Annotated in this window: 20 protein-coding genes and 1 pseudogene; 20 read left to right on the top strand and 1 reads right to left on the bottom strand. The window is 46.5% G+C overall.

Annotated elements, in window-relative coordinates; all coding sequences use genetic code 11:
- The first annotated feature begins 82 nt into the window (after positions 1–82).
- The 20 genes and pseudogenes from BQ5453_RS13215 to BQ5453_RS13115 all read left to right on the top strand — a co-directional run bounded on the left by BQ5453_RS13215 (position 83) and on the right by BQ5453_RS13115 (position 23,712).
- Entirely contained in the window at positions 83–1,576 is a 1,494-nt protein-coding gene (locus BQ5453_RS13215; RefSeq protein WP_071123538.1) for a cytochrome ubiquinol oxidase subunit I, read from the top strand.
- 51 nt (positions 1,577–1,627) lie between these two features.
- A pseudogene (locus BQ5453_RS13210) lies at positions 1,628–1,810 on the top strand (cytochrome d ubiquinol oxidase subunit II); the annotation flags it as partial.
- Positions 1,811–1,933: 123 nt separating this feature from the next.
- On the top strand, positions 1,934–2,311 hold the full coding sequence (locus BQ5453_RS13205; protein ID WP_143033257.1) for an ISAon1 family transposase N-terminal region protein: 378 nt from the start codon (positions 1,934–1,936) through the stop codon (positions 2,309–2,311).
- 34 nt (positions 2,312–2,345) lie between these two features.
- A complete protein-coding gene (locus tag BQ5453_RS13200; protein ID WP_074027632.1) occupies positions 2,346–3,389 on the top strand; it encodes a transposase in 1,044 nt (347 codons plus the stop codon).
- Positions 3,390–3,557: 168 nt separating this feature from the next.
- A complete protein-coding gene (locus BQ5453_RS13195; protein WP_143033257.1) occupies positions 3,558–3,935 on the top strand; it encodes an ISAon1 family transposase N-terminal region protein in 378 nt (125 codons plus the stop codon).
- Between the two features lie 34 nt (positions 3,936–3,969).
- Positions 3,970–5,013 (top strand): transposase, encoded by a 1,044-nt coding sequence (locus BQ5453_RS13190; RefSeq protein WP_074027632.1) that lies wholly within the window; start codon positions 3,970–3,972, stop codon positions 5,011–5,013.
- A 33-nt stretch (positions 5,014–5,046) separates the two neighbouring features.
- Positions 5,047–6,006, top strand: a complete 960-nt coding sequence (locus BQ5453_RS13185) for a cytochrome d ubiquinol oxidase subunit II (protein ID WP_071123536.1) — start codon at positions 5,047–5,049, stop codon at positions 6,004–6,006.
- Between the two features lie 1,274 nt (positions 6,007–7,280).
- Positions 7,281–8,486, top strand: a complete 1,206-nt coding sequence (locus tag BQ5453_RS13180) for a tyrosine-type recombinase/integrase (RefSeq protein ID WP_071123535.1) — start codon at positions 7,281–7,283, stop codon at positions 8,484–8,486.
- Between the two features lie 1,418 nt (positions 8,487–9,904).
- A complete protein-coding gene (locus BQ5453_RS13175) occupies positions 9,905–11,560 on the top strand; it encodes a hypothetical protein (protein WP_071123534.1) in 1,656 nt (551 codons plus the stop codon).
- Between the two features lie 140 nt (positions 11,561–11,700).
- On the top strand, positions 11,701–12,102 hold the full coding sequence (locus BQ5453_RS13170) for a hypothetical protein (RefSeq protein WP_071123533.1): 402 nt from the start codon (positions 11,701–11,703) through the stop codon (positions 12,100–12,102).
- Between the two features lie 39 nt (positions 12,103–12,141).
- Positions 12,142–13,671 carry a lipopolysaccharide biosynthesis protein gene (locus tag BQ5453_RS13165; RefSeq protein WP_071123532.1) on the top strand — a complete coding sequence of 510 codons (1,530 nt, stop codon included), beginning with the start codon at positions 12,142–12,144 and terminating at the stop codon, positions 13,669–13,671.
- Positions 13,659–14,744 carry a polysaccharide pyruvyl transferase family protein gene (locus tag BQ5453_RS13160; protein ID WP_071123531.1) on the top strand — a complete coding sequence of 362 codons (1,086 nt, stop codon included), beginning with the start codon at positions 13,659–13,661 and terminating at the stop codon, positions 14,742–14,744. Before BQ5453_RS13165 ends, BQ5453_RS13160 begins: the two co-directional genes overlap by 13 nt.
- Positions 14,745–14,948: 204 nt before the next feature.
- Positions 14,949–16,196 carry a Coenzyme F420 hydrogenase/dehydrogenase, beta subunit C-terminal domain gene (locus tag BQ5453_RS13155; protein ID WP_071123530.1) on the top strand — a complete coding sequence of 416 codons (1,248 nt, stop codon included), beginning with the start codon at positions 14,949–14,951 and terminating at the stop codon, positions 16,194–16,196.
- 62 nt (positions 16,197–16,258) lie between these two features.
- Positions 16,259–17,410, top strand: coding sequence for a non-hydrolyzing UDP-N-acetylglucosamine 2-epimerase (gene wecB / locus BQ5453_RS13150; protein ID WP_071123529.1), 1,152 nt, complete (start codon positions 16,259–16,261; stop codon positions 17,408–17,410).
- 213 nt (positions 17,411–17,623) lie between these two features.
- Positions 17,624–18,832, top strand: coding sequence for a glycosyltransferase family 4 protein (locus BQ5453_RS13145; RefSeq protein WP_071123528.1), 1,209 nt, complete (start codon positions 17,624–17,626; stop codon positions 18,830–18,832).
- Positions 18,804–19,184: an acyltransferase family protein gene (locus BQ5453_RS13140; RefSeq protein ID WP_083361242.1), complete on the top strand. Its 381-nt coding sequence runs from the start codon at positions 18,804–18,806 to the stop codon at positions 19,182–19,184. The genes BQ5453_RS13145 and BQ5453_RS13140 overlap by 29 nt, the downstream gene beginning before the upstream one ends.
- Positions 19,185–19,778: 594 nt before the next feature.
- Complete coding sequence (locus BQ5453_RS13130) at positions 19,779–20,489, top strand: glycosyltransferase family 32 protein (RefSeq protein ID WP_071123525.1); 711 nt, start codon at positions 19,779–19,781, stop codon at positions 20,487–20,489.
- Between the two features lie 123 nt (positions 20,490–20,612).
- Entirely contained in the window at positions 20,613–21,569 is a 957-nt protein-coding gene (locus BQ5453_RS13125; protein ID WP_071123524.1) for a glycosyltransferase family 2 protein, read from the top strand.
- Between the two features lie 51 nt (positions 21,570–21,620).
- A complete protein-coding gene (locus BQ5453_RS13120; protein WP_235860099.1) occupies positions 21,621–22,688 on the top strand; it encodes an EpsG family protein in 1,068 nt (355 codons plus the stop codon).
- A 31-nt stretch (positions 22,689–22,719) separates the two neighbouring features.
- Entirely contained in the window at positions 22,720–23,712 is a 993-nt protein-coding gene (locus BQ5453_RS13115) for a glycosyltransferase (protein ID WP_071123522.1), read from the top strand.
- 5 nt (positions 23,713–23,717) lie between these two features.
- On the opposite strand, the gene BQ5453_RS13110 is transcribed toward BQ5453_RS13115, so the two are convergent.
- Positions 23,718–24,932 carry an ATP-binding protein gene (locus BQ5453_RS13110; protein ID WP_071123521.1) on the bottom strand — a complete coding sequence of 405 codons (1,215 nt, stop codon included), beginning with the start codon at positions 24,930–24,932 and terminating at the stop codon, positions 23,718–23,720.
- Positions 24,933–25,025: the final 93 nt, after the last annotated feature.

Here is a 25,025-nt window from a genome sequence, read left to right as displayed (position 1 = left end):
CCGTTACCCCCGTCACCCCGTAATTAAAAACTCAAAATCAGGTGTCTGAAACGTCACCTAATTAATCGAACATCTATTTATCATGACACTACTCACAGCATTAGACCCCGGTGCCATTGATTGGGCACGGGCACAGTTTGCACTCACAGCATGCTATCATTGGCTGTTTGTGCCGTTAACTTTAGGTTTGGCATTGATAATGGGCATCATGGAGACGCTCTATTATGTCAAGCGTGACGAACATTGGCGTCGTACCGCCCAATTCTGGATGAAACTCTTTGGCATAAACTTTGCCATAGGTGTGGCCACGGGATTGATACTCGAGTTTGAGTTCGGTACAAACTGGAGCAATTACTCGTGGTTTGTGGGCGACATATTTGGCGCACCATTGGCCATCGAGGGCATCGTGGCATTCTTTATGGAGGCCACATTCATAGCCGTCATGTTTTTTGGTTGGGACAAAGTCAGCCGCGGATTTCATCTGGCTTCAACATGGTTGACAGGTTTGGGCGCCACCATCTCCGCTTGGTGGATATTGGTGGCCAATGCCTGGATGCAGCACCCCGTTGGCATGGCATTCAATCCCGACACTGTGCGCAACGAAATGAACGATTTTGCCGCTGTGGCGCTCTCGCCCACGGCAGTAGTCAAGTTTTTGCACACCGTGTCGAGCGGTTGGCTGACAGGTGCCGTGTTTGTAATAGGTGTGAGCTGCTGGTTCCTCATCAAGCAGCGCAACCGCAATATGGCTTTGCGTTCCATTAAGGTGGCCAGCCTTACGGGTATAGTGGCCGGCCTCATTGTGCTTGGCACGGGCGACCAAAGCGGTGTGACCATGGCACGTGAGCAACCCATGAAACTTGCTGCGGCTGAGGGTTTGCAACAAGGTGGTCAACGTGCTCCCTTCAGCATTGTGCCAGGCATCGAGGTGCCGGGAGCCCTTTCGGTGCTTGCCACGCACAACATAGATGGTTATGTGCCAGGCATCAACGATTTGCTCAACGGCTACAAGCGTCCCAATGGCACATCGGAGCCTTCTGCCGACGAAAAAATGCAACGTGGCCAAAAGGCTATCAATGCCTTTGCCGCCTACCGTCAGCTGCGTGCCGACAATCCGCAGGCTGCTAAATTGGCACTCGACACCCTTAGGGCACATCAGCAATATATGGGCTATGGCTACCTCAAGGACAAGTCCGAACTTGTGCCGCCTACACCTATTATATATTGGGCCTTCCGTTTGATGGTTGGTTTTGGCACATTGCTGTTCGCCATATTGCTCGTGGCGGGTTGGTTGGCTTGTTGTGGCACGTTGCCGCAGCACAAGTGGCTGCTTTGGCTGGGAGTGACATCAGTACCCATGGTCTACGTAGCCGGACAGGCCGGTTGGATAGTAGCCGAGGTAGGCCGCCAGCCTTGGGCCATACAAGACCTCCTGCCGGTTGGCGTGGCCGTGTCGCAGTTGCCCACAACCAATGTGATGTCCACATTCTTTATGTTTGTCGCACTGTTCACCTTGCTGCTTGCGGCCGAAGTGCGCATTATGTGCAAGGCCATAAGTGGCGAAAAATCGGAATAAAGGATTGACGGGTTAACCAGAAAACAATCAACTATCAAATACTTTCTCAATATGTTATCATACACATTCCTTCAGCAGTATTGGTGGTTCTTGGTGTCGCTGCTTGGTGCCTTGTTGGTGTTCCTTATGTTTGTGCAGGGAGCCAACTCGCTGATATTCCGCATAGGGCACACCGAAACCGAGCGCGGCACAATAATAGCCATCACCGGTCGAAAGTGGGAACTGACATTCACCGGCGCACCCGACAAACCCTGTGGAGGGCTGTGCAGATGCTAACCCAAAAACTGAGTTGCCAAACGATACATGATTGCCCAAAAGTAGTACCTTTGCACTATGAATCAGAATGGCAATAAAAATATGTATGAGGGCCTCGCCTCATATTTCCTCCCCGAAGGAGTTCTTAAATATTTCGAGGTGACAGACTTTGCAACACAGCGTACTCTGGACAAGGATGTTCTTTACACAACAGAGCTTCACATCTATCTGGATGAGCGCGACAATCGCACACCAGACATGAAGGATTCCGTGAGCAATGGTTTTGGGGAAGAATCATGTTTACTTGACTATCCAGCCCGAGACAAGAAGGCGGTACTTCACATACGAAGAAGGCGTTGGACAATGCCGGATGGCACAACAAGAAGTGTTGACCTTGACAAGGAGTTTGAACTGAAGCATAAGGGCACTCGATACGCGAAGGACTTCGCGCTTTTTTTAAAGAGGGCGAATGGACTCTGAGACGATAACCGCTCGTCAGATTGGTTATACGTACATGATTAACAGCTCCACGTTTGCCAAAAGATACAAGGACGCCCTGAGTAACTTCGAGACGTGGGAGCAGAAGGATCACGCATCCAAGTGGATTCTTATTCCGCAAAACGTAGGTAAGGAGCAAGGCATAGACGAGACCTCCCTCCAGGGCGAACTGTACACTATCGTTCACAACAAGGATGCCCATGGTCGCAAGGGTGCAATCATAGCAGTAGTCAAGGGAACGAATCCTGCTGACGTACTGAAGGTTCTCATGCAACTACCTGCAGATAAGCGTGAAATGGTTGAGAATATCACGATGGATCTCTCAGATTGCATGCGTGTCATAGCCCGAGAGGCATTCCCTAAAGCCACAGTCATACGTGACTGCTTCCATGTCGTAAAACGCGGTGGAGAGGGCTGCGAAGAGATACGCCTGCGCCTGAAACGAAAAGCCGTAAAGGAGGCGAACAGACAGAAGGCAGAGTTTCGCAAATACCTCGAAAATCTGGCAGCGCAGAGAAAGGCTTACCGCGAGCGAATGAGGAAAAGGCATGGGAAGAACTGGAAGAAGAGCAAGCGCGGAAGAAAGCCTATGAGGCTGAACACTCGCTTTGAACCCAAAAGGCTTGAAAATGGCGAGACTCTTGTAGAGGCACAGACACGATGTCGCAAGCAATTGTCCATGAGCCGAGAGAAGTGGAGCGCAACGCAGAAAAAGCGTGCGAAGATACTTTTCGCACTCTACCCAAAACTTGAAGAAGCATACAATCTGATCAACTCCCTTAGAGCCATATTCAGAAACAAGAAACTCACAAAGGAGACTGCCAAACAGAATTTCAAGGGGTGGTATGAGAAAGTGGCTTCCTGCACTCTGCGTGAAATCAAGTCCGTACGCGATACCATCAGATTCTATGAGGATGAAATCCTGAACTACTTTGACGGACGTAAGACTAACGCTTCAGCTGAATCGTTGAACTCAAAGATCAAATGCTTTCGTGCACAAGTAAAAGGAGTCATAGACATACCATTCTTCATGTATCGTTTAGCAACAGTTTTGGGTTAGCATCTGCACGGCCTACTCCACAGGGTTTGTCGGGTGCGCCNNNNTGGCGCACCCGACAAACCCTGTGGAGGGCTGTGCAGATGCTAACCCAAAAACTGAGTTGCCAAACGATACATGATTGCCCAAAAGTAGTACCTTTGCACTATGAATCAGAATGGCAATAAAAATATGTATGAGGGCCTCGCCTCATATTTCCTCCCCGAAGGAGTTCTTAAATATTTCGAGGTGACAGACTTTGCAACACAGCGTACTCTGGACAAGGATGTTCTTTACACAACAGAGCTTCACATCTATCTGGATGAGCGCGACAATCGCACACCAGACATGAAGGATTCCGTGAGCAATGGTTTTGGGGAAGAATCATGTTTACTTGACTATCCAGCCCGAGACAAGAAGGCGGTACTTCACATACGAAGAAGGCGTTGGACAATGCCGGATGGCACAACAAGAAGTGTTGACCTTGACAAGGAGTTTGAACTGAAGCATAAGGGCACTCGATACGCGAAGGACTTCGCGCTTTTTTTAAAGAGGGCGAATGGACTCTGAGACGATAACCGCTCGTCAGATTGGTTATACGTACATGATTAACAGCTCCACGTTTGCCAAAAGATACAAGGACGCCCTGAGTAACTTCGAGACGTGGGAGCAGAAGGATCACGCATCCAAGTGGATTCTTATTCCGCAAAACGTAGGTAAGGAGCAAGGCATAGACGAGACCTCCCTCCAGGGCGAACTGTACACTATCGTTCACAACAAGGATGCCCATGGTCGCAAGGGTGCAATCATAGCAGTAGTCAAGGGAACGAATCCTGCTGACGTACTGAAGGTTCTCATGCAACTACCTGCAGATAAGCGTGAAATGGTTGAGAATATCACGATGGATCTCTCAGATTGCATGCGTGTCATAGCCCGAGAGGCATTCCCTAAAGCCACAGTCATACGTGACTGCTTCCATGTCGTAAAACGCGGTGGAGAGGGCTGCGAAGAGATACGCCTGCGCCTGAAACGAAAAGCCGTAAAGGAGGCGAACAGACAGAAGGCAGAGTTTCGCAAATACCTCGAAAATCTGGCAGCGCAGAGAAAGGCTTACCGCGAGCGAATGAGGAAAAGGCATGGGAAGAACTGGAAGAAGAGCAAGCGCGGAAGAAAGCCTATGAGGCTGAACACTCGCTTTGAACCCAAAAGGCTTGAAAATGGCGAGACTCTTGTAGAGGCACAGACACGATGTCGCAAGCAATTGTCCATGAGCCGAGAGAAGTGGAGCGCAACGCAGAAAAAGCGTGCGAAGATACTTTTCGCACTCTACCCAAAACTTGAAGAAGCATACAATCTGATCAACTCCCTTAGAGCCATATTCAGAAACAAGAAACTCACAAAGGAGACTGCCAAACAGAATTTCAAGGGGTGGTATGAGAAAGTGGCTTCCTGCACTCTGCGTGAAATCAAGTCCGTACGCGATACCATCAGATTCTATGAGGATGAAATCCTGAACTACTTTGACGGACGTAAGACTAACGCTTCAGCTGAATCGTTGAACTCAAAGATCAAATGCTTTCGTGCACAAGTAAAAGGAGTCATAGACATACCATTCTTCATGTATCGTTTAGCAACAGTTTTGGGTTAGCATCTGCACGGCCTACTCCACAGGGTTTGTCGGGTGCGCCCATTCACCACCCTTGTCACCTTTGGCGGTGCCTTCTTCGCCTCATTCCCCTTGTTCTACAGCACCAGTTTTGGTGGAGCCTATTGGGTGTGGGTATTGTTGCTCGTAAGCTTTGTGCTGCAAGCCGTAGCCTACGAGTATCAGGGCAAGCCCAACAACCTGTTTGGCACCACAGCCTATCGTTGTTTCTTGGTGTTCAACGGCTTTGTAGGGCCCTTTGTGTTGGGGGCCGCAGTGTCAACCTTCTTCACAGGTTCGGCATTTAGTGTGAGCCACGACGCCATGGCCGCTTCATTGTTGAGCAATGCCTCACCCGTTATCAGCCAGTGGGACAGTGCTTGGCACGGACTCGAAGCCTTGGCACAGCCTTGGAATTGGGTGCTCGGCCTTGCCGTGTTCTTTTTGGCACGTGTGCTCGGTGCATTATATCTGCTCAACCGCACCGACCAACCACAGTTGCAGACACGTTTGCGCCGGCAACTGCTAATCGATGCCGTGCCGTTCGTACTTCTGTTTGTGGCCTACGTGGTGTTTCTGCTCACAGCGTCGGGATTGACTTATCAACCCGCCACCCAACAGTTTGTAGCAGAGCCCTATAAATATCTGCACAACCTTTTAGCTCTGCCTTTGGTGTTTGTGCTTTTTGTTGTAGGTGTGGCATTGGTGCTGTATGCCATTGTGTCGTCCGTTCGGCGTGCAGCGTGCCGTTGTGGCATTTGGTATGCCGGTCCGGGTGTAGTGCTTGTCGTGTTAGCGTTGCTCCTGATGGCAGGGTTGAACAATACGGCCTATTATCCATCGCTCACCAGTCCGCAGTCGTCGTTATGTCTGGCCAACAGTTGTTCGAGTCAGTTCACGCTTGGCGTTATGTCGGTTGTAAGCTTGCTCATACCTTTTGTGCTTGCCTACATAGCTTATGCTTGGTGGGCATTGGAGCGCAAGCGCAAGCCATGATGTTGGGAGATAATATCTTTCCTGACTTTATCACTTTTTTGCACCTTCGCTAACGCGAAAACATAGGGACATAAGGACAAAAGGACATAAGAACAAGAGTGCTTCAAGACATACGGGCATGGACTTTTGTTCTTATGTCCTTTTGCCTTTATGGTTCCGCGTTAGCGGTGACGCATTGACGGAGTAAGGAAATCATATCCTTTATTATTGCTGTCTGGTGAAGTGCCCAAGCTTCTATTTATACTTTGGAGTTTCACCCGGACAGCAATATTTTTTAATTGCACAATTTGTCTACACTCTACACTATTTGTCTGCACTGCGTTGATTATCAATCTGTTACGTAGTGTAGACAACTTTATTTTTTATCTGCACTCGTCTACACTTGTCTGCACTTATCTGCACTCGTTTACACTTGTCTGCACTTACCTGCACTCTACACAATTTGTCTGCACTGCGTTGATTATCAATCTGTTACGTAGTGTAGACAACTTCGTTTTTTATCTGCACGGCTGTCTGCACTTATCTACACTCGTCTACACTCGTCTGCACGCTAATTCTTCCTCTGTTTTCCTCTGCCACCGCAGCATGACGTAATGCCTGTGTGGGGGCGGTTAGAACAATAATGGGAGGCAGATTTTTCGGTTGCTCTAATCAAAAATCCGTTTCCCCTATACCGAATTATGTAGGTGGTATAACCGTCGTGCAGCCAGGTGCAGAGGTTTGTAATGAAGGGGGTGCAGACAAGTGCATACAGCGTGCAGACGAGTGTAGATAAGTGCAGACAAATGCAGACAGCGTGTATACAAAAAATGAGGTTGTCTACACTCCGTAATGTATTGATAATCAGTGCGGTGCATACAAAAAGTGCAGAGTGCAGACAATTCGCAATATAATTTTTTGGTGGGCTTTGTGAGAGGTGAAAACTAAATTCTTTTTATTGCCGTATGGTAAAGCGCACACATGCGAACGGACTCAAGCACCAAACGCAAGCACTAATGGGGGCGACGCGTCCCGCGTCGGGAAAAGATTCAGCTATTATTTAGTGTATCTTTCCTTTTAATTATCCCGACGCGAGACGCGTCGCTCCCATTAGTGCTTGCGTTTGGTGCTTGAGCCCGTTCGCATGTTTACTTTTCACCGAACAGCCATAACAACGAATAGAATTCCCCAAAGCGGTTTCGCTAAAAAGTCTATTTTGAACGCCCTGCCTGTTAAGGGCAAAAGCATAACTATCCGCTAAGTATCTAAACTAAACAGCAATAACTTAAAGACTAATGACAAGTATAAAAATCAAGTTCCGTCCCTCGGCAGTGAAGGGCAAAGAAGGCGTATTGTATTTTCAGATAACCCACCAGCGTGTGACACGTCAAATTGCAACCATACATCGGGTGTATGCACATGAGTGGTTGGCTGCGCAGCAACGTGTAGTGACAGATAAGGGCGGGCACGACAGACGGCAATATTTGGACAACGTGACAACCATGCTCGACGGTGAACACCGTTTGCTCAGCCATGTTATATCGCGGTATGAAGTCTGTGCCATGCCTTATACGGCCGATGTCGTAGCGAACGAGTACCGAAGGCTGCACGTTTGTCACACCCTTATGACTTTCATGCAGAGTGTCATACAACACCTTGTTCAGAACGGACAACATTGCACAGCGCGCAACTATCAATCGGCATTACGCAGTTTTATGCGTTTCAGGGGTGGGGCCGACATGCCCGTCAATATGCTTGATGCCTTGGTGGTGCAAGCCTTCGAGGCATGGTTGAAGCGCCAGGGTATATGCCGCAACACCTCGTCGTTTTATATGCGCATATTGCGTGCGGTGTACAACCGTGCGGTCGACAGTGGAATTACCGGACAGTGCCACCCCTTTGCACGGGTGTATACGGGCAATGACACAACACGCAAACGGGCCATGGATATTGTGATCATCAAGACCCTTAAGCAAACCGACCTGTCGGCACGGCCCCAACTCGATTTGGCGCGCGACTTGTTTATGCTTTCATTTTATTTGCGTGGTATGTCATTCGTCGATTTAGCGCATTTGCGCAAAAGCAACCTTTGCAATGGCTATTTGCGCTACACGCGCAGCAAAACGGGACAGAAGCTCTGCATAAAGTGGGAACAGCCCATGCAACGCATTGTTGAGAAATATGCCGCGCAAACAAAAACGTGTGACTGGCTGCTGCCCATATTGCACAACAACCCAACCGAACAAACATACCATTGTGTACAGATGCGTATGGGGCTTTACTTGAAAAGGGTGGCGCGCATGGCTGGCATACAAGGCAATCTTACTTTTTACACCGCCCGCCACTCGTGGGCTACTATTGCACACGACAACCACGCGCCAATATCGGTTATCAGCGAGGCTTTGGGACATGATTCGGAACGGACAACACAAATATATTTGCGCTCCATTCAAACGGCTGAAGTGGATAAGACTAATGCAAATATATTGGCTATGTTGTGAACAAGTGAAGAAGAAGTATCTCTTGGCTTTGTCAATGCGTAACCAAAATCAATCATAGCGGGCTGATAGGGTAAAACATGTCTTATCGGACATTGGGAGCAATGAGTCTTGTTCTGTACTTTAAGGGCTGTTCGCCCTTGTGCCGCTTACCGCGGGGAACATAAGAACATAAGCTACATAAGTAACATAAGGCTGGCGCCGTGTTTTTTTACATAAGTTGAGGCAGGGCTTGCCGCCCTGCCTGTAAGATACATAAGGGTTGCCGCCTGATGAAGAGAACTCTTTAATTGTGTTTCATTATGTGATCACTACAAATTACATAAGAACCAACGACACGGCGCCAGCCTTATGTCTCTTACAAGCAGGGCGGGCAGCCCTGCCTCAGCTTATGTAAAAAACCACGGCGACAGCCTTATGTTACTTATGTAGCTTATGTACTTATGTCTTCGCGGTAAGCGGTACAAGGGCGAACAGCCCTTAAAAGAGCAAAAACGGGCATGGACTTTTGTCCTTATGTTTTCGCGTTAGCGAATAACTATAAACAAATTTGTCATGGATGCCACGTGACAAGTCTTGGCGAAATTTGCGCTTTTATATTTGCGCTCTATTCAAACGGCTGAGGTAGATGAGACAAATGCAAATATATTGGCTATGTTGTGAACAGGTGAAGAAGAAATATCTCTTGGCAAGAGATATAGTTGTATGGAGCAAAGGTAGTGAATATATTTGAAATGACTGCTCTTGGCCTAATATATTTTTGACTTTGATCGTAATAATTGCCAAACATTATACCAACGATTGTTTGACTGTTTTCGTTTTGTAACGGATTGAAATGAATGTGCCTCAACAAGATTTGTGCTTGGCTATATCTCTTGCCAAGAGTTATAGAAATGCATTACATGATAAACAGATGCCGCAGTGACAATTTACATAGAGATAGAACTAAGCCCAACATATCAGTGACTGATGCTTGTCTGTGTAGAGAGAAGTTGCTGCATCAAAGCATAGCAAATGAAGCATGAACTGCTGGCTTTATGCCCATCTGTAGGTATGCTACAGACTGAAAAAGGACATAAAAGCATTGGCAATTAGTGGAAGTTAGTCTATTGATTATCAATGCTGTGGCACCGTTCACACCCAACAGAATCTGGGAAGAGCATTCTTTTCAGGGGAAGAGAGGGTGTATACCTGCAGCAAGGATAACATATCAGCACATTCGCTTTTTAACCTGTCAACCTAATTTAAGACGCAAACACTAATGGGGGCGACGCGTCCCGCGTTATTTTCAGCAGCCTCGTCCCGCATCGGTAAAAATGCAATGTCCGTAAACACATAGGGGCTAACGCCTGCTTGTCCGTCAGAAAACTTTACAGAGAAATTTCAGGTGTCATCACCGTGCTTTTCCCGTTAACATAATTATGTGGCTAATAGTAAGAGTTGAGGATTTTAAGGAACAGAATACCAAAGAAGATCTGTACGAAAAATATCCCGATGTCATTAAAGACATCTATCTGCCGTTGTGCCGCAAGGAGCATGTTGATGCCCGCGGGGTTAAACGTCTGCGTTTCAGACCTCTGTTGTATGGCTTCCTGTTTGTAAAGGTAAAGTCTGTTTCCAGTCTTAAACGGCACATCAACCATAAGGGCTATTTTGTTTACAAACAAGATGCCGCATACGGTCGCACGGGCAATGTTAACGGACAACAAACCGTGAGCATGAGGGCCCACTTGCTTTGCAGCCATGTGCAAGGCTATGATCAGCAGACCATCATTGCACGTTCAACCATAGACAATGAGGATATGGAGCGCTTCATGTTTTACAGCAACCGTTATGCTGACAACATTGAGGGGCTTGCCATTGTGGACAAATGTTACAAAGACCTCATTGGCGAACATGACGTGGTGCGTGTGCTCAATGGACCGCTCGAGGGTTGGACGGGAGTGGTAAAGCAGGTAAAGCACAAGGGCGTGAAGGACCGCCGTCTGTTTGTGAGCTTTGGCAATGACCATTGCCTGAGCATCTCCGATATCCGCAAGTACGACTTGTGCATAGAGCACGAGGCGCGGCACGGACAGCGTTCGGCCGAAGTGGGGGTGTGGCGCGCCATCGACCAGATTATAGGTCACTTGCAGGCGCAGCACCCCACAGAGAGTGCCCCCGCCACATTGCGCGCATTGCTCAAGACTTATAACCTGAAGCAATCCGTGCGTCGCACGGCAGCCATGAGCGATGTGGCGTATGCACGGCAGAGCCAGGAGGTTGAAGTGCGTTACCAAAATAAGGTGCTGGCACAGCTCGATGCCTCCATGCACAGCAACTTCCGCATACTGGCTAAATACTTCAAGGCCGACCGGTCAAACATTGATGAGGCGTTGTGTGAGTTCATTCCCGACCACACGTTGCGTCCGTTTCTTACCCCCACAGCAGGGAGTGTCATGCCCACCGGTGCCGACCATGTGGTGTTGACACACAATGGCATTGTTGAACTGATATGGCGGTGTAACCTTCGTGCACTGTTCTCGTTTGCACAATATGCGCCTGACCGCTACGCGCCGCCTGCTGATGTCGATTACGAATATTTTGCCCATTTTGCCTTACTCCCAACCGATGGCGGACGGGTGAGGGTGGTGGCCTCGTGGGGTGACTTTTATGACCATTTGGCCAGTTTGACGGCCGATGAGCATGACCAGTTGCTTACCGATTTGGTGGCGAAGAAGTATACTAATATGCACCATTTACTGACCAGTACTTTGTGGCATGGTGCCAAGGTGCCGCTTTCGCCCAAGGTGTCATTATCGCATACAGCCGACTGCATTTCAGGATTTTATCACGACACCGCCGTCAATTATGATTTGTCTCATGCCGACAGTATGGCAACGCAAGTGGTGGCAGCATTGAAGGCACCCTTGCCAGACAACCCTTCACTGTCCATATTCAACGCTTTGGCTGCTGCGGCTGTCGAGATGTGGCAAGGCACGCGTCTGCTCATTTGGCGACAATTGCTTCAGCGCCATGTGTTGCTGCACAAAGTGCCGGTGGCAGAGATGGTGACTCATTATTATAATCACTATTAACCTTTTAAGCAAATGATGCTGTGACTTAAAGTTAAGTCTCAGTAATGCAATAAATATACTAAAATATAAAGCAGTAATGGCAGGCACAGCAATGTGTCCGCCTTTTTTCGTGCGTTTTTTTACTTCTAATGCCCCAACTTATGACACCCCACAAAATCATTGTGCTTTATGGTCGTGGCAATCTTGGCAAAACGCGCACCTTGCGTATGGTCATTGACATACTTAACGGCGAGCCCATATCATACACCACCAGCGACACGCAGGCCATCTGCCATTACAACGACCTCACCATAGCCGTTGCCACCAAAGGTGACAATGCCGCCGAGTTACGCGCCAACGTATCATACTTCAAGTCCCACCCATGTGACATTGCCATCACCGCCGCCCGCTCACGTGGCGGCACGCACGACGTGATTAAGGCTTACGCCCAGGAAACTGGTGCCGAGGTGGTGTGGATATACAAACGCGCTGAAGCTGGCGCTGAGAATGCCGTGAACTTGAAGTGGGTCGAGAGAGTGGTGGGTGAGGTGTGCGAACTCTAGAAGCTTGTTGTGGCAGAAGGCCATTAATGTTTAGTATTTATGATATCAGACAACAAACGTATAGCCAAAAACACGTTGTTTCTTTACGTGCGCATGCTGTTCAAGACACTCGTGACGTTTTACACCTCGCGTGTGATACTTGAAGTGCTCGGTGTGGAGGACTTTGGCATCTATAATGTGGTGGCAGGCATAGTGGCCCTGTTTGCTTTTGTCAATAGTTCGATGGCCATATCCGTGCAGCGCTATTTGTCGTATGAGATAGGCCGTGGCGGCAGTGCAGGCAAACTTAACACCATATACAGCATGTCGGTGCTCATACATGCCTTCATAGCTGTGGCACTGATTGTGCTGAGCGAGGCCGCCGGTCAGGTGCTGTTTGAGCATTACTTAAATATTCCCCCTGCCAGGTATGCCGCAGCTTGCAGCTTGTTTCATTGGTCGGTGCTCACTTGTTGCATGTCGTTCATACAAGTGCCTTACATAGCCCTGCTCATATCGTACGAAAAGATGAATGCCTACGCCTATGTGGGCATACTCGAGGTGGTGCTGAGGCTTGCGGTGGTGTATGTGCTCGCGTGGTGCAGTTTCGACCGCTTGCCGTTTTATGGCATACTGCTGTTTGTGGCCTCGTTACTCGTCACGGCGCTCTATGCCTGGTGTTGCCATGTGCAGGTGCGCGCGGTACGCTTCAAGCGTGTGTGGGACACCCGCGTGTTCCGCAATTTGTTCTCCTTTGCCGTGTGGAGTGCTTTGGGCGAGATGGCCTGGGCCGGCACGGGGCAGGGCGTGAACATACTGCTCAACATATTTTTCAGTCCTGTGGTCAATGCCGCACGTGCCATAGCCGTGCAGGTTATTACGGGGCTGAACCAGTTTGTCATGAGTTTTCAAACGGCCGTCAATCCGCAGATTATCAAGTCGTATGCCGCCGGCGACAAGGGCCGCATGATGATGCTCGCCAACAAAGGCGTAACCTATTCGTACTATCTGCTCATGCTGTTGGGGGTGCCCGCCATGCTCAACATGGACTATATACTGAGGTTGTGGCTCAAAACGCCCCCCGACTATTGTGCGGCCTTTTGCAATTTGGCCATAGTGGGTGCCATGGCCGACTGTCTGTCAAACCTGCTGGCCACGGTGGCCAAGGCTTATGGCCGCATACGCAATTACCAGCTGGCCGTGTCGGCGGTGCTGTTCCTCAACCTGCCGCTGTCGTATGTGGCACTCAAGGCCGGTGCTTCGCCAGTGTCGGTGTATGCGGTGTATGTGGTCGTGTCGCTGTTGCTGCTTGTTTTGCGCCTGTGGCTGTTGCACAAAATGGTGGGGTATGATGCCCGCCTTTATGTGCGCACCGTGTTGTGGCGCATATTGCTTGTCACACTCATTGTGGTGCCGGTGGCCTATGTTGTTCGCGCCCAGATGAGCGACGGGTGGCAAACTCTGATAGCCTCGTCACTACTGTCTGTTGTGATAATGGTCGTAACCGTTTATGCAGTTGGCATAACCCAAAGTGAGCGGGCTATTGTTAATGACAAAGTGAAACTATTGATAGCGAGATGGAAAAAGTAAAGACTGCCACCGTTACGTGGATAAACTACAATAATTGTGGCACCTACTTGCAGGCGTATGCCTTGCAGCATGTGGTGCAGTCATTGGGATATGAAAACCACATACTTAATGACGCTCCGCATTTTATAGACCCGCGTCCCGTGTGGCGCAAGGCCCTGTCGTGGTTGTGGCACAAGCTGGTGGCACGGCCCCCCAAAGTGATGCGCCGCGTGAATGAGTGTTATGCACGCTTTAGCAATGACTGGCTCAAAATAGACAGGCAAACGGCCGACCTTGCGCGTGTGAGCAACCGCTACGACACCTTTTTGTGCGGCAGCGACCAAATATGGTCGCCCATTATCAAGCCTGTCAATCCCTACTTCTTTCTCTACTTCACAGACAAGAAGAAGGTGGCTTACGCCCCGAGCCTTGGCAGTACCAGTGCCTCAGATGAGTGGCGGCAGGTAGTACAACCCCTGCTGCAGCAGTTTGCCCACCTTTCGGTGCGTGAACAACAGGGTGCGACATTGCTTTCAGATATGTTGCACCGCAATGTGCCGGCAGTGGTCGACCCCACGTTGCTGCTCACGGCCGACGACTGGCAACCCTTGTGTGCTGAACGCGTGGTGCCTGACGGCTGCAAATATTTGTTCTGTTACCTGCTTACCAACAATCCCGTCTATCTGGACGTGGCGCGGCGTTATGCCGGTCAGCATGGCCTCGAACTGGTGCTGATGGGGCTGCACCCCGAATATGAGGGACAGGCCAGGCATGTGTTGTGGGGCGGGCCGTCGGAGTTTTTAAGTGCTGTGCGCCATGCCGATGTGGTCATGACCGACTCGTTTCATGCCACAGTGTTCTCCATCTTGTTCAAAAAACAATTCTACACCTTCCAACGCTTCAAAGCCGGCGCGTGGAACAATCAAAACTCACGACTTGAAAATTTGCTTGGCAAACTTGCTATCAAGGGCCGTTTCGTGACAGACGGCAATTTTGATAATGTACCGCCAATTGACTGTGACAAAGCCCTTGCCCTGCTTGAAACAGAGCGCGCAGCCTCGTTGCGCTATTTGTCATCATCGTTGAAAAACTGACCATACTCCTTCCCTGGTTGACAGGTTGACGGGTTAACGGGTTGACAAGTTAACGGGTAAGTATGCCATACGCTACTTGTTATGTTAAAGTCAGAATGGTCAGGAACTTAAACTTACCCGTTACCCCGTCAACCTGTAAACTTGTTACCCCGTTAATCCGTTAACCCGTCAATCTGTCACCCCGTCAACCACCTATATCAAAATATGGAACAGATATGTCCCGAACAGCAGTGCACCGCTTGCTCGGCCTGTTATAATGCCTGCCCCAAGCAGGCCATCAGCATGGTCGAGACAGGGGCCGTAGGCTATGTGCACCCCCGCATTGACGCCGCCAAGTGCATTGACTGCAAACTGTGCCAAAAGGTTTGCCCCGTGGTGAACCCTGTCGAAAAGCATGCCCCCTTGCAGGCCTTTGCAGCAATATGTAGTGAGGCTGAGGCGCTTGACAAGAGTGCCTCAGGCGGAGCGGCAAGTACAATGGCACGTGCCATTATCGAACAGGGCGGTGTGGTGTATGGTTGCCGTATGCGCAGCTACACCGACATAGCCCACGAACGCTTTGCCTCGGTGGAAGACATGTGCGCCATGCGCGGCTCAAAATACGTGCAGAGCAGTATAGGCACCACTTTCAGACAGGTTAAAGCCGACCTTAATGCAGGCCTTGTAGTGTTGTTCACTGGCACGGCGTGTCAGATAGCCGGCTTGCGTAATTACTTGCGCCGCAGCTATGACAACCTTTATTGCCTTGACCTGGTGTGTCATGGTGTGCCGTCGCAAAAGCTGTTGCGCGACAACGTCGAAAGTATGTTTCGTAAAAAAGGGCTTCGCCCTGATGGAACGGAACGTGTGACGTTCCGCCGTATACACTCAACCCAAACCTCAAATCTTGATTTGAGGTTTGGCACTTTCGTTGAAAGTGCCATACCTGCTTCGGGCAGCCCGCTGCCCGAAGCAGCGCAGCGTTTTTTGCGCAACACCTACATCACGGCCTTTATGTACGGCCTCACATTCCGCGACAATTGTTACCACTGCCCTTATGCCTGTGCTGCGCGCACCGCTGATGTGACGGTGGCCGACTTTTGGGGTTACCAGGGCACAGTCATACCCCGTGGCAAGGGGGTGTCGCTCATCATGCCCAGCACAGCCAAGGGGCAGCGCCTTGTAGAGATGGTGCGCCCCCACATGTTGATGGAGGAGCGTACTGTGGCCGAGGCCGTCGACGGCAATGGCCAGCTCAAGCGCCCCTCAACCTGTCCGCCCGAGCGTGCCGCCTTTGTCAGTGGTTACGCGCGCCAGAGCGATGCCGTGTTCGCCCCGCTGCTGAGGGGGTATAAGCGGGGGTATAGACTGAAACAAATGAGGGTGAATGCCATAAGTGCCATTCGCCGCATACCTGTAGTTTACCCCCTACTTAAGTATTTGTACAAACGAATTAAACACCGCGTTGGCTGAATTCATTGTCAACTTGTTTGCTAATTCCGTCAACGCGTTAAACATTAACCTTTGATATAAAGATGAAAACAATCCTTTTAGTGTTTGGAACACGTCCGGAGGCCATCAAGATGGCGCCACTCGTGAAAGCTTTTCAACATAATCCCGAAGATTTTAAGACCATTGTGTGTGTGACAGGCCAGCACCGCGAGATGCTTGACCAGGTGCTCAAAATATTTGAGATAAAACCTGACTATGACCTCAATATCATGAAACAGGGTCAGGACCTGTATGATGTGACGGCGCGTGTGCTGACCGGTATGCGCGATGTGCTGAAAGAGGTGCGGCCTGATGTGGTGCTGGTGCATGGCGACACCACGACGTCAACAGCCGCTGCCTTGGCGGCATTTTACCAGCAAATACCTGTGGGCCACGTTGAGGCCGGACTGCGTACGCACAACATTTACAGCCCCTGGCCCGAGGAGATGAACCGCCAGATAACTGGCCGCATAGCCACATATCACTTCGCCCCGACGCAGCTGAGCCGCGAGAATTTGCTGGCTGAGGGCGTGAAGGATAAAATGATTGCAGTTACAGGCAACACTGTGATTGATGCGTTGCACATAGTGGTGGATAAAATTAAAAACGATGCCAGTTTGAACCAGTTGTTGGCAGCAGAACTTGTTTCGGCAGGTTATGACACCTCACGTTTGGTTGGCGGTAAACGGCTTGTGCTGATTACGGGCCATCGCCGTGAAAATTTTGGCGATGGCTTTATCTCGATGTGTCGTGCCATCAAGGATTTGACCATGCAATTCCCCGATGTGGATTTTGTTTATCCCATGCACCTCAATCCCAATGTGCGAAAGCCCATACACGAGGTGTTCGGCACCGATTTGACAGATCTTGGCAACATGTTTTTCATTGAGCCGCTTGAATACTTGTCGTTTGTCTATCTGATGGAAAAGGCCAGCATTGTGCTTACCGACAGCGGCGGCATACAGGAAGAGGCTCCCGGCCTTGGCAAGCCTGTGCTTGTGATGCGCGACACGACCGAGCGCCCCGAGGCATTGGAAGCGGGCACCGTAAAGCTTGTTAGCACGAATTATAACAAGATATATAACAATGTGTCGGAACTCTTGACAGACACTGATGCGTATGCCAAAATGAGTCATGCGGTTAATCCCTATGGCGATGGCAAGGCATGTGGACGTATTGTGGATAGCTTAAGGTGAGTTGTTGAATATAAGCATAACGCGTTGGTGGAATTAGTAAACAAGTTGACAAGCTAACGGGTTAACAGGTAAGTTTGCCAGGCTTTTTAAGCTTCTTACCATTATGGATTTAACATAACAAGTAGTGTATGGCAACTTACTTGTTTGTCAACTTCTTAACTCGTTAACCTGAAATTCCGCCAACGGGTAAGCATAACAGTTAATCATTACATTATGAAGTTAGAAGGCAAGAACGTGATATTTCTTTGGGCTTGTAATTCTCCATACCCAGGCCGCATAATACCATTGTTTGAAAAATTATCTGCGCAACTTAAAGCGGGGGGGGTAAAATCGGTAAGTTGGATTTTCCCTACCCAGTCAGCCCACAGAGGTTGGATTGATGATATCAAGAAGGTTGACAGGGTGTTCTTTACCAATGGAGATTATTCAAAGGTTGCAGGGCAATTGGTACAAATCTTTTCAGAGGTAGCCCCAGATATTATTCATACCAATTTTGAGGCATACGATATACCAGCAGTAAAGGCTTTAAGGTGCATTGGCAGTAAGTGCAAGGTAGTATTTCATGGCCATGACTGGGTACGTTTGAAGCGGACAGGACCATTAGCCTTACTGAAGCAAATACGTTTCCGCTTGCTGATGTGGAGGCATTATCATTGGTATGGAAAGAATGCTTATGTGGTGGGCGTATCGCCGGAGGTGGCTTCGATTATAGGTCAGTGCAAGTGTGCCGGTTTGTTGCCGATAAGGCAGTATGATAACGAGACCTACAAGAAATTGCACTATCCAGGTGTCATGTATCGTATAAATGGTTTGGTGATGGATATGTTTGACGATGTCACACCTATGTCACTTGGTGAAAAGAATTTGACTTTGCCCACATTTACGGCGTATGCAACCCAGCCTGAAGGAAAAGGTGCAGATGTAATATTGTGTGCAGCTGATTTGTTGTGGAAAAAGGGTGTAAAGTTTAAGCTAATCCTTACATACATACGAAGAGAATGGTTTGACGCTTTTCTAAGAGACAGGTTAGGCTTGACATCAATGCCAGAATGGTTGGAGCTTAAGCAAGCGGAGAATAATATAGCTCCATTGTTAGAGCGAACAAGTTGCTTTATTTGTGCCTCTCGAGGTGAAACAATGTCATTAGCCATAGCCGAGGCTACTTATTTCTTGACGCCTGTCATTCAAAGCGACATTCCAGGGATGTATTGGAACTCAAAGAACCCGTCAGCGTTCTTGTTCAAAGACGGAGATTATGAGGATTTGGCAAACAAAATGGAGCAGTTTATACAAGCTGATAAGAAAGAGTTGGAAGAGAAATGTAAAGTAAGCAAGCATAATAACGAAGAATTGCTCTCACCTCGTAGTTGGTGTGAGGATATGACGCAATTGTATGAAAGAATTTTGGGTAAATCAAAATAAATGTATTGACATTACGGCATCGGAGCGTAATGCCATCAGCGTTGTACGTTCATGCGCGATGCTGATGATAGTGCTGTGTCATCTGTTGCAAGCCTATGGCAATAATTGGGCATGGCTATTCAATGTAGGTGTGCAGGTGTTTTTTGTACTCAGTGGCTATTTATATGGACACAAGTACATAGCAGATTGGCGCAAATGGTTCAGCGCAAGAATACGCAAACTGTACATACCCGTAGCATTGTTCTCTGTTGTAATGCTGACAGTCATGAAATTCGCTTGCAATGAGCCTGTGAAACTTCTGAATTACGTGTCGTATCTGTTTGATATTCAAGCTTTTAGGGGGGGGGTATAACGGCCTCTCTCATTTGTGGTTTATGACGGCTATAGCGGTGTGCTATGCCACAACGCCATTGCTGCAACGTTTTAAGAAGTTTGCTCCATATTTGTTGCTCATATTGCTTGTAGCTAATGCGTTAATTTATATGATGCTAAAAAAGGACATTGCTTGTTTTACATGGATTTCACTTTATTCCGCAGGGTATTGTTATGCGAGATTAGGAAGGCTCAGAAATTACGCATTGTGCTTTTTCTCTGTGCTTTTCGTATTATTGACTTGTTACTTGAATTGGGAGGTGATACTCCAGTATGATAATGTGTTGAATAAGGCTTGGCATGGTGTGGCGGGCGTAGCGTTCTGTTTGTTGGGCATCAAGGTCCTTTCTCGCTTGCCCGTTGCTCGCCTTATGCCTGCAATAGTTCCTTTCGACAAATACAGCTTTTACATATACATCACGCATCACATCTTTATACTTGGTCCTTTAGCTCTGATACCACATATCTCTTCACCCTATTTAGCCATAAGCCTTGTAGTTGTGTCGACAATTCTGTCGACAACTGCGTTGGTGATGGCAACAAACTATATAAACAATAAAATAATCAAGACATCATGATTCCCAAAAGGATACATTACTGTTGGTTCGGGCGCGGCAAAATGCCCGAAATGGCACGAAAGTGCATTGCTTCGTGGAAGAAATACCTGCCGGAGTATGAGATAAAAGAGTGGAACGAGGACAATTTTGACCTCGACCAATACCCCTATGTGCGTGAGGCATACGACAATCGCAAATTTGCTTTTGTAACAGATGTGGTGCGTCTGCATGCTTTATATCACGAAGGCGGCATATATATGGACACAGATGTTGAGGTGCTTAAGCCGCTTGACGTGCTACTCCAATATGATGCGGTGTCGGGATTTGAGTCAGCGACGCGAATCCCGACAGGCCTGATGGCTTGTCGGGAGGGCTTGCCAATATTCAAGGAGCTACTCTCTGAATATGATGGCTTGCACTTTGTGAAGTCCGACGGTTCAATGGACTTGACCACCAATGTGACGCGCATCACCAACACGTTGCTTAAATATGGTTTTGTGCCTAACAATCAGCTGCAGACCGTCAACGGTTTCACCCTGCTCCCGCAAGACTGGCTTTGCCCCAAGGACTACGAGACCAAGGTGGTGAATATAACTCCCAACACATTGTGCATTCACCACTTTGACGGGAGTTGGGTGCCGAAGGGTATGAAGGTAAAAGAAAAAATACAAAGAATATTAGGTCGCAGATTGACGGAGCTTTTTGTGAAAATAAAGAGACGTGTATGATATGGTAACTATTTAGTTGTAGCTGATATCTTGTCCTAATCCATATATTATTATTCAAATATGGCTGCTACAAAAAATACAACTATTGTTTGTTAAACGGTAAGAAATGTAGACTGTTATAGTATGGAGAATAAGAAAGTTTCAATACTTGTACCTGTTTATGGTGTAGAGAAATATATAGAGCGTTGTGTGCGAAGCCTATTTGAACAAACGTACGAAAATATAGAATATATTTTTGTAGATGATTGTACAAAGGACAAATCTATAGAAATACTCAATAGCGTATTAGCAGAATATCCTGATCGTAAAAAGCAAACCAAAATACTTCACCATGATAAGAACAGAGGATTATCTGCTGCAAGAAATACTGCATTAGATGCTTCTACAGGTGATTATCTCATGCATGTAGATTCAGACGATTATTTGAGAGAGGACGCAATATTTTTATTGGTCGAAAGGATTAGCCAAAAATCTTCTCAAGTGTTGATTTTTGGTTACTCAATAGTAAAATGTGATGGAATCTTCCCTGTGCCATTGCAAGTAGAGGATAAAGTATCGTTGATAAATAACTATTTATCAAATAGAGTTCCTGCTTCAATGTGGAACAAGTTTTATGATTCCAAATTTTACAAGGCAACTGAAGTTCGGTCTGAAGAGGGCATTAATCAAGGTGAGGATTATGTCGTGGTTCCAAGAATTATTTATAAGGCAGAAAGGATAGATTGGCTTGAAGATACACTATATTACTATGAGCAATCTAATGTGTCTTCATATTCAAACAATATAAATGAGACGTCTATAAATAATATGAAAAGGGCTGATGACTTGTTATTCGATTTTTTTATAAAAGTAGAAGATAAGGACAAGTTTGCACGAAGCTTAAAGGTTTTGTATGCTCGTTCAGCGTTGTTCCTGCTTAAAACAGGGAATCGTGAAAGTTGGAGTAAAATTGAAAGTGTTTATGATATGTATATCCGTAACAGTTTAGCTCTTAGTGTCCGGGATAATTTTATAGTGTTATGCTATAAGATGAAATTGTATGGTTTGTTGGAGTCTATTTTTAATTTGTATAAAAGATAGGTTTATATGCTTTTTACTTATTTCGTTTATTGGGGGTTGATAATACTATCGGTGATTACAGGCTTGTTTGTAAAGCATATAGCCAATGAAAAGAGGAAAATAATTGCTTATTTGTTATTATTCTTGGTTATCGGCTTATTATTGGGCGGGCGTTACGAGGTTGGATCTGACTGGGAAAATTATAAAGGTTATTATGAAGCAATATGTAATTATGGTATAAGTTGGAATGAAATTGTAACTTCGAGACTGGAACCTTTGTATTTAATTATAAATACTATTTGTGCATCGTTGAAGATGTCAACTTCGTTGTTCTTTATGACAATAGTATTGTTGATGATGTTTTTGACGTTTTATTCTACAGACAAAGATTATAAGAGATTTCATTATGTTCTATTCTTCTTTTTTACAACGTTCTTGGCATCGGCATTAAATATACAGAGACAAGCTTTGGCCGCTTGTTTCTTTTTCTTGTCAGTGAAATATATAGGGAAAAACGTATTCAAGTATATAATTTGTTGCTGTTGCGCTTTTTTCATACATTATTCATCGGCTATTTTATTTCCTTTTTATTTTATTGGCAATAAACGCTTAGGGGTATTAGAAAATAGAGGGATTATGATTGTAGTTTACATAGTCTCTATCTTATTTGCTTCGTTTTTTGGAGATTATATAACAAATCTTTTGCCGATGTTTATCTCAAATGAAAAATATTTGGGCTATTTGGAAAACCTTGATATTGATATGGAGGTTTCGACAGGTTTGGGAATCATGGCAAACCATTTGTTGAATATAATTGTTATATCTTTTTCCGTGCCAATGATTAGATATTATAAGTGTGAGTGGGTAAGAAATATATATCGATGTTTTATCGTAGGTGTATTGTTTTCAAACATTTTTGGTATATCTATGTTCTTAAGTCGTGTCCCGTTTGCTTTATGCTCATTAAAAGTCTTATTATTTGCTTATTTGACCTATTTCTTGTTGCATGATTCCAATAGAAATGGTTTATATAAGGTTGTTGTTGGCATTGTATTTATATTTATTTGTATTTCAATGTCGTATTTTGGAATACAACATGGTGATGGTGGAATTTCACCTTATACTTTCAGATGGATTTAAGGAATAAATATGAGTAATTTGTAAAGTAGGCATGAAAGTATCATTTATACTCCCTGTTTATAAAGTAGAGAAATATCTTTCCATTTGTATTGAAAGTCTTTTGTCGCAAACATACAAGGATTTTGAAATACTTTTGATAGACGATGGGTCTCCAGACAAATGTCCAGTGTTATGTGACGAATGGGCAAAACGCGATGAACGCATAAGGGCTTTACACAAGACTAATGGTGGGCTGTCTGATGCCAGAAATTATGGTTTAGAACGTGCTCAAGGTGATTACATTATTTTTGTGGATAGTGATGACTTTTGGGTAGGCAAGGAAAGTCTGGAAAAAATAATGGCGTTGGTTGAGGCTCACCCTGAATGTGATTTTATTAGTTTTAATTGCTCTTATTACAATCAAAATGCCAATACATATACAAAGTGGCCGGCGTATGATGAGAGATTGGCTGTACCTACAGACAAGGACACAGCCATGCGCTCATTGGTAGCGTCGGGGACGCTACCAATGAGCGCATGTCTGAAAGTGATTTCGAAGAAATCACTTTCAGACATGGGGCTTACTTTCATTAAAGGAATGTTATCCGAGGATATACCTTGGTTTATTGATTTGCTTGACGGCTCAAAGAAATGTATGTTCGTTAATGAGTACATTTATGCGTACAGGCAAGGTGTGTCAGGTAGTATAACAAGTTCAATATGTGGCAGAACTATTGATTGTCAACTAAATATAATAGAACGTGAGTTAGAAAAGATTGCTAAACGTAGCTTTGAAGATCGTACTAAAGATTATCTAAAATCTTTTCTTGCGTATGAACTTAGTATTTGTTTGGGGGAATTGGGACAACTGGATAAATCTATTAGGGAAACGTATTATGAACGCTTAAGGCGCTACAAGTGGTTATTAAAGTATAAGCAGAACCCTAAAGCGAGGAACGTCGCATTGTTACATTCTTTATTGGGACTTAGAATAACAAGATACTTTCTTGAATATTATTTCGCAAAGAGGCAAATTGTAAAATAGCAATGTTAGTACCTCTCCATCTTCAAGAAATCTCCCAGATGCACATGCTTGATGCCATCGACATTGCTGCCGGAGGTCCATTCGTCGAGGCTGACCACGTATTTGGGGTAGTTGTTGGCTATAGCTAACAAGTTGCCGAACTCACGTTGGCGGGTGGATTCATCGGTCAGTTGCAGGCAGGCCTGCACATAGACAACCTCGTCCTTGCGCATGGCAACGAAGTCTATCTCGCGCCCTCCGTTTTGCTGGCCTGTATATACCTGGTACTGAAGTTGGCGGAGGTGCAGGTATATGGCATTTTCAAGTAATTTGTGAATGTCCTTTTGCAAGTTGAAGCCAAGGTGACAGTTGCGCAGACCCAGGTCTTCGAAGTAAAATTTGTCGCCAATCTCGAATTTTCGCAAGCCGTTCACGTCGATGCGTTGCACTTTGTGTATGAGAAAAGCGTTTTGCAGTGCGCGCAAATAGTTTATGACAGACAAGGGCGTCATGTTTACCTTTTGTGATTTCAGATATTTGCTGATGTTGGTAGATGAGAACAGGTTGCCGACATTATCTGCTGTGTAAAGGGCCAGTTGTTCGAGAAAATCTACGTTGCGAATGCCCTCGCGTTTTACAACATCTTTCAACAGAATGGTGGAGTAAACATTGCGCAGGTATTCGAAGGCTATGTCTTCCTCTAAAACGAGGTTTGACAAATAAGGTAGTCCGCCGAAGGTAAGATATTTGCGCAGATTTGCGGTGGAGTGGTCAAGTTTGTGGAATGTCAAGAACTCAAGGTAGCTTAGGCTGAATATGTGAAATTCGATGTAGCGGCCAGAAAGGTAGGTGGCAAGTTCGCTTGACAGCATGGTGGCATTGCTTCCGGTGATGTAAATGTCGCAGGCGTCTTGCGCTTGCAGGCTGCGCAGGGTATGTTCGAAACCTGCGATGTCCTGCACTTCATCAATAAAAAGATAGTTAGGCTTTGTGTTATCGAGGTGCTGATTGATGTAATCGGTTAGCTCTGTGTTTGAACGCAGAGATGAAAATTGCTCAAACTCCTTGTTGATGTAAATGATGTTTGCCTCTGGGGTACATTCCTTTATGTGTTGTTGTAATTGCAGCAGAATGCAGCTTTTGCCAACGCGGCGTTGGCCGGTTAGCACTTTGATGATGTTTTTATTGACAAATGGCTTGATACGCTCTGTGTACTGAGGACGATTGATAAGTTGTATCATGTGTAACTTTTTGCTATGATTAAAAGATATGGCAAAAATAGATATTCTTTTTGTTATAACAAAACGAAATAGTATGTCTGGCTATATGCGTAT

Source organism: Prevotellamassilia timonensis (assembly GCF_900106785.1).
GTDB classification, from domain to species: Bacteria; Bacteroidota; Bacteroidia; order Bacteroidales; family Bacteroidaceae; genus Alloprevotella; species Alloprevotella timonensis.
The sequence above is the reverse complement of the archived record's forward strand: the minus strand, read 5'-3'. Positions and strand labels throughout refer to the sequence as shown.